This window comes from Pseudoalteromonas luteoviolacea, assembly GCF_001696455.1.
GTDB classification, from domain to species: domain Bacteria; phylum Pseudomonadota; class Gammaproteobacteria; order Enterobacterales; family Alteromonadaceae; genus Pseudoalteromonas; species Pseudoalteromonas luteoviolacea_C.
The window spans coordinates 1-287 of the sequence record NZ_MAUJ01000069.1 but is presented as its reverse complement, the minus strand read 5'-3'; the positions used below and the strand labels follow the sequence as shown (position 1 = coordinate 287).

At 53.7% G+C, this 287-nt stretch carries 1 rRNA gene; it reads right to left on the bottom strand.

Annotation, left to right across the window (positions count from 1 at the left end):
- Positions 1 to 287 (bottom strand): 23S ribosomal RNA (locus A7985_RS25535); the annotation flags it as partial.

Here is a 287-nt window from a genome sequence, read left to right as displayed (position 1 = left end):
TTCAGCCTCGCCTTAGGGGTCGACTCACCCTACCCTGATTAACATGGGATAGGAACCCTTGGTCTTCCGGCGTGCGGGTTTTTCACCCGCATTATCGTTACTCATGTCAGCATTCGCACTTCTGATATGTCCAGCATGCCTCCCGGCACACCTTCAGCCACTTACAGAACGCTCCCCTACCCCGCGAACAAAGTTCGCAGCCGTAGCTTCGGTGGTATGTTTAGCCCCGTTACATCTTCCGCGCAGGCCGACTCGACTAGTGAGCTATTACGCTTTCTTTAAAGGAT